6 protein-coding genes are annotated in these 4,775 nt (G+C 71.5%); 5 read left to right on the top strand and 1 reads right to left on the bottom strand.

Annotation, left to right across the window (positions count from 1 at the left end; genetic code table 11):
* Nucleotides 1-863: RNA polymerase sigma factor (locus OUY22_RS35705; RefSeq protein WP_270159741.1), on the bottom strand; the 863-nt coding region annotated here is incomplete at its 3' end.
* A gap of 267 nt (nucleotides 864-1,130) precedes the next feature.
* On the opposite strand from OUY22_RS35705, the gene OUY22_RS35700 reads away from it, so the two are divergent.
* From OUY22_RS35700 to OUY22_RS35680, 5 genes are all read left to right on the top strand, one after another.
* Nucleotides 1,131-2,189 carry an ABC transporter ATP-binding protein gene (locus OUY22_RS35700; protein ID WP_270159740.1) on the top strand — a complete coding sequence of 353 codons (1,059 nt, stop codon included), beginning with the start codon at nucleotides 1,131-1,133 and terminating at the stop codon, nucleotides 2,187-2,189.
* Nucleotides 2,182-2,856 carry an ABC transporter permease gene (locus tag OUY22_RS35695; RefSeq protein WP_270159739.1) on the top strand — a complete coding sequence of 225 codons (675 nt, stop codon included), beginning with the start codon at nucleotides 2,182-2,184 and terminating at the stop codon, nucleotides 2,854-2,856. Before OUY22_RS35700 ends, OUY22_RS35695 begins: the two co-directional genes overlap by 8 nt.
* Nucleotides 2,853-3,545: an ABC transporter permease gene (locus OUY22_RS35690; RefSeq protein WP_270159738.1), complete on the top strand. Its 693-nt coding sequence runs from the start codon at nucleotides 2,853-2,855 to the stop codon at nucleotides 3,543-3,545. Before OUY22_RS35695 ends, OUY22_RS35690 begins: the two co-directional genes overlap by 4 nt.
* A 15-nt stretch (nucleotides 3,546-3,560) precedes the next feature.
* Complete coding sequence (locus OUY22_RS35685; protein WP_270159737.1) at nucleotides 3,561-4,472, top strand: ABC transporter substrate-binding protein; 912 nt, start codon at nucleotides 3,561-3,563, stop codon at nucleotides 4,470-4,472.
* Nucleotides 4,473-4,515: 43 nt separating this feature from the next.
* A partial coding sequence (locus tag OUY22_RS35680) for a flavin reductase (RefSeq protein ID WP_270159736.1) occupies nucleotides 4,516-4,775 on the top strand: 260 nt, incomplete at its 3' end.

Below are 4,775 nucleotides of genomic sequence, written 5' to 3'. Positions count from 1 at the left end.
AGGGAGGCCGGGTTGTCGAAGGGCGCCAGGGACGACGGGCCCGGGCGTGCGCCGGTGAAGGGCCGGGCGGGGCCCTCCGGGACGGACTCGCGGTACTTGGGCATCGGCGCCGTGGTCGCGTCGTGCTCGGGGACGCGGGACGCAGGCGGCGGGGCGAGCAGGTCGCGGGGGAACAGGCCGGTCGTGCTCGCCGGGTCGGCCTCGCCGAGCGGCTGCGGCCAGGCCGGCGGCACGGGCCAGCGCGGCTTGACGAACAGCGGCGCCGGATCGGCGGTGTGGGAGCCCGCCAGGTTGATGCGGAGCGTCCCCGGCGGCTCCGGCCACGGCAGGCGGCCGAGCACGTCGCGCAGCGGCGCGACCGACAGCGCGCCGTAGACGTCGGCCACCGGCTTGGAGACGTGTCCCTCGGTCGCGGCCAGCGCCATGGTGAGGATCTGCCGGAACCGGTGGGCCGCGCTGAGCGCCAGCTCCTCGGCCGTGTCGGGCGCCACGTCGAGCACCCAGGCCAGCTCGTCGAGGCCGAGCCCGCAGACGTGGCTGAGCACGAGCACCTCGCGCTGCTGCGGCCGCAGCTCGCGCAGGATCCGCTCGACCAGCGCGGAGGCGGGGTCCACCAGCGGGTCGACCACCGGCGGCGCGTAGACCACGTCGCGCCGGTGGATCTCCCGGCGGGCGAACGCGTACAGGGCGGCTCGCGGGGGGTCCTCCGGCGCGCTGGTGAGGACGGACACCAGGACGTCGGCGGTCGAGCCGGGGTCGCCGAGCTGATCGGCACAGTAGACGAACAGCCCGGCGGCGTGACTGTCGTAGAGCTCGGCGATCTGCTCGCGACGGGAGCGCTGACCGGTGAGCGGGTGTGTCACGGTGACCGGTTCCTCTTGCTGGCAAGGCGGACGCTGGGGAAGGGGGTGCGCCGGTGAGTCTGGAGAGTGTGGAGGCAATCATGCCAACAATCGCAAGTGAAGCGCACTACCGGGCGGCGAATTCCTGGGGAATCGCAGGTCAGTGAAGCGGTTCAGTTCGGACCTGATGTCCCGGATCGGGATGGATCGCCGTAGTCTGTGGGTTCGAGAGATCATGTGGCGGTCGTGGCAGGGGGTCGCGGCCCTGCTCGATGCGGGAGGTCGCGCGTGATCACTTTCGACGCTGTCACCAAGCGCTATCCGGACGGAACGGTCGCGGTGGACGCGCTGAGCCTTGAGGCGCGCACGGGGGAGATCACCGTGCTCGTCGGGCCGTCGGGATGCGGCAAGACGACGTCGCTCCGGATGATCAACCGGATGATCGACCCCAGCGAGGGCCGGATCCTGCTCGACGGCACTCCTGTGCAGAGCGTCGACCCTCCCGTGCTGCGCCGCGGCATCGGGTACGTGATCCAGCAGGCGGGCCTGTTCCCGCACCGCAAGGTGGTCGACAACATCGCCACCGTCCCGTACCTGCTGGGCTGGGACCGCAAGCGGGCCCGCGGCCGGGCGATGGAGCTGCTGGAGCGCGTCGGGCTCGATCCCGGGCTGGCCGAGCGCTACCCGTTCCAGCTGTCCGGCGGGCAGCAGCAGCGGGTCGGGGTGGCCAGGGCGCTGGCCGCCGACCCGCCCGTGCTGCTCATGGACGAGCCGTTCAGCGCGGTCGACCCGGTGGTCCGCACCAGCCTGCAGGACGAGCTGATCAGGCTCCAGGCCGAGCTGAACAAGACCATCGTGTTCGTCACCCACGACATCGACGAGGCGATCAAGCTGGGCGACCAGGTGGCGGTGCTGCGGGTGGGCGGCACGCTGGCGCAGCTCGCCGACCCCAAGACGCTGCTGGCCGAGCCGGCCGACGACTTCGTGCGCGAGTTCCTCGGCCGTGACCGGGGCATCCGCCGCCTGCAGTTCATCTCCACCGACCGGCTGCGGCTGCGTACCGACCTGACCGTCGCGGAGGGAGGGGAAGGGCACGGCGACGAGCCGTGGCTGCTCGCGGTCGGCTCCGACGGGCGGCCGGTCGGCTGGCTGGCGCGCGGCAGGCCGGGGGAGCCGGAGCCCGCGGGCACCTACCGCCACGGCCGCGACTCGATGCGCGCGGCGCTGGACGCGGCCCTGCTGTCGCCGTCCGGCCACGCGGTGGCGGTGGACGAGCACGGCAAGGTCGTCGGCGTGGCCACCCGGCAGGCGCTCGACGAGGCGCTGACGGAGGCCGCCGATGGGTGACGGCCCCCCTTCCCTGTGGGAGTGGATCGCCCGCAACTGGGACACCGGGCGCGCCGGCAGCATCAAGGACCTGCTCGGCGACCACCTCCTGATGTCGCTGGTGCCCGTCGTCGCCGGGCTGGCGCTGGCCCTGCCGCTCGGGCTGGCCTGCATCCGGTGGCGGCTGCTCTACCAGCCCACCTCGGCCCTGTTCAACGTGCTCTACGCGCTGCCGTCGCTGCCGCTGTTCATGATGTTGATCTCGGCCACCGGGCTCTCACCCGTCACCGTGATCATCCCGCTGACCTTCTACGCGATGGCCGTGCTCATCCCCGCCGTGGTCGACGGCATCGGCGCGGTGCCCGACCACGTCCGCCAGTCGGCCGTGGCCATGGGCTTCACGCCGCTGCGCCGGCTGGTCCGGGTGGAGCTGCCGATCGCCGCGCCGGTCGTGATCGCCGGGCTGCGGGTGGTGGCCGTCTCCAGCATCAGCCTGGTCAGCGTGGGCGCGCTGATCGGGCAGGGCGGGCTCGGCATGCTGTTCACCCGCGCGTACCAGAACCCGTTCCTGCCGCCGGTCGTGGTCGGCATCGGGCTCATCGTGCTGCTGGCGCTGGTCGCCGACGGGCTGCTGGTGCTCGCGCAACGGCTGCTCACCCCCTGGGAACGGGCGAGGAGGGCGACGTGAACTGGCTGATCGACTTCTTCGGCGCCCCTGAGCGCTGGTCCGGGCCGTACGGGATCCCGGTGCGGCTGCTGGAGCACCTGGAGTTCTCGGCGCTGGCGCTCTTCCTGGCCATGCTGGTCGCGGTGCCGCTCGGCCTGCTGATCGGCCACACGGGCCGGGGTCACCTGGTCGTGGTGGTCTCGGCCAACCTGGCCCGGGCGATCCCCACGCTGGGCGCGCTGGTGCTGTTCGTGCTGCTGCTGGGCACCGCGTCGATCTGGCCGGTGATCATCCCGCTGGTGCTGCTGGCCGTGCCGCCGATCCTGGTCAACACCTTCGAGGGGATCAGGGGGGTCGACCCCGAGCTGCGCGACGCCGCGTACGGGATGGGGCTGCGTGGCGGGCAGGTGCTGGGGCAGGTGCTGGTGCCGGTGGCGCTGCCGCTGATCCTGCTGGGGCTCCGGCTCTCGGCCATTCAGGTGGTCGCGACCACCACGGTCGCGGCCTACACCGGACTCGGCGGGCTCGGCCGGTTCGTCATCGACGGTTTCGCGACACAGGACTACGCGAGCGTGTTCGGGGGTTCTGTGTTGATTGTGCTGTTCGCGCTCGTGGTGCAGATCGGCTTCACCCTCGTGCAGAGGGTGACCGTCTCTCCGGGGGTGAGCCGGCGGCTGAAGGTACGTGACAGTGGTGCAACCTCCCGCTAGAAGGGGAAACAACTGATGAGACGCATGTTCGGCACCGCGGCGGTGCTCCTGACCGCGGCGCTCGCGCTGGCCGGCTGTGGCGGCGGCGGTGGTGACAACCCGCTGCAGACCACGGCCGCGACGCCGGGCGGTACGGCTTCCGGCGGGGGTACGGTCGTGATCGGGTCGTTCGACTTCGACGAGAGCGTGCTGCTCGCCTCGATCTACGCCCAGGCGCTGGAGGCCAAGGGCGTCCAGGTCGAGGAGAAGCCCAGGATCGGCAGCCGCGAGGTCGTCTACGACCAGGTGAAGAGCGGCGGGCTGTCGGTCGTTCCCGAGTACAACGGCAACCTGCTCGCCTACGTCGACAAGGAGACCACGGCCGCCACCGCCGAGGAGATCAACGCGGCGCTGAAGGAGAAGCTGCCGCCGGAGCTGGAGGTGCTCGACTCCTCGCCCGCAGAGGACAAGGACACCCTCTCGGTCACCAAGAAGTCCGCCGCCGAGGTCTCCACCATGGACGACCTGGCCAAGGTCTCCAAGGACTGGGTGGTGGGCGGCCCGCCGGAGTTCAAGGACCGCTGGGAGCAGCGCTTCAAGGACGTGTACGGGATCGAGTTCAAGGAGTGGAAGCCCACCGGGCCCACGACGGCCGACGCCATCAAGGACGGCTCCATCCAGGTGGGCAACGTCTTCAGCACCGACCCGAAGATGACCGTCAACGAGCTGACGCCGCTGGAGGACACCAAGAACATCTTCCCGGCGCAGAACGTCACCCCGCTGGTCAACAAGGCCAAGGCGGACGACACGGTCCGGACCACGCTCAACGGCGTGTCCGCCAAGCTGACGACGGACTCGCTGCTGGAGATGATGCAGAAGATCTCCGTCAACAAGGACGAGCCCGCCACGGTGGCCAAGGAATGGCTGACGTCGAACGGCCTGGGCTGACGCGCCCGCCCGCCGGGCTCCCCGGCTTCCGGGGGGCCCGGCGGTGAGCGCGTTCACCGACGCGATGGGGCAGCTCGCCGCGGGCGTGTCGGTCGTCACCGTGCGCGACGACCGCGACGACCTGGGCGTCACCATCTCGGCGCTGATGTCGGTGTCGCTCGACCCGCCGCTGGTGCTCGTGAGCCTGGGCAGCCGGGGCTACCTCAGCGAGGTGCTGCTGCGCCGCGATCGGTGGGCGTGCTCGCTGCTGTCGTCAGGACAGGCGGCGATGGCGAGCCGGTTCGCCGCCGCGGGCCGGCCGAG

Origin of the sequence: Nonomuraea corallina, from assembly GCF_027620315.1 — a bacterium.
In the GTDB taxonomy this organism is placed as follows: Bacteria; Actinomycetota; Actinomycetes; order Streptosporangiales; family Streptosporangiaceae; genus Nonomuraea; species Nonomuraea corallina.
Note: the sequence above shows the minus strand (reverse complement) of the source record. Positions and strands in the feature narration are given on the sequence as shown.

Bases quoted from the DNA above. Each gene is read 5' to 3' on its own strand.
- OUY22_RS35695 (WP_270159739.1), top strand. From the start codon at position 2,182: ATGGGTGACGGCCCCCCTTCCCTGTGGGAGTGGATCGCCCGCAACTGG.
- OUY22_RS35685 (WP_270159737.1), top strand. From the start codon at position 3,561: ATGAGACGCATGTTCGGCACCGCGGCGGTGCTCCTGACCGCGGCGCTC.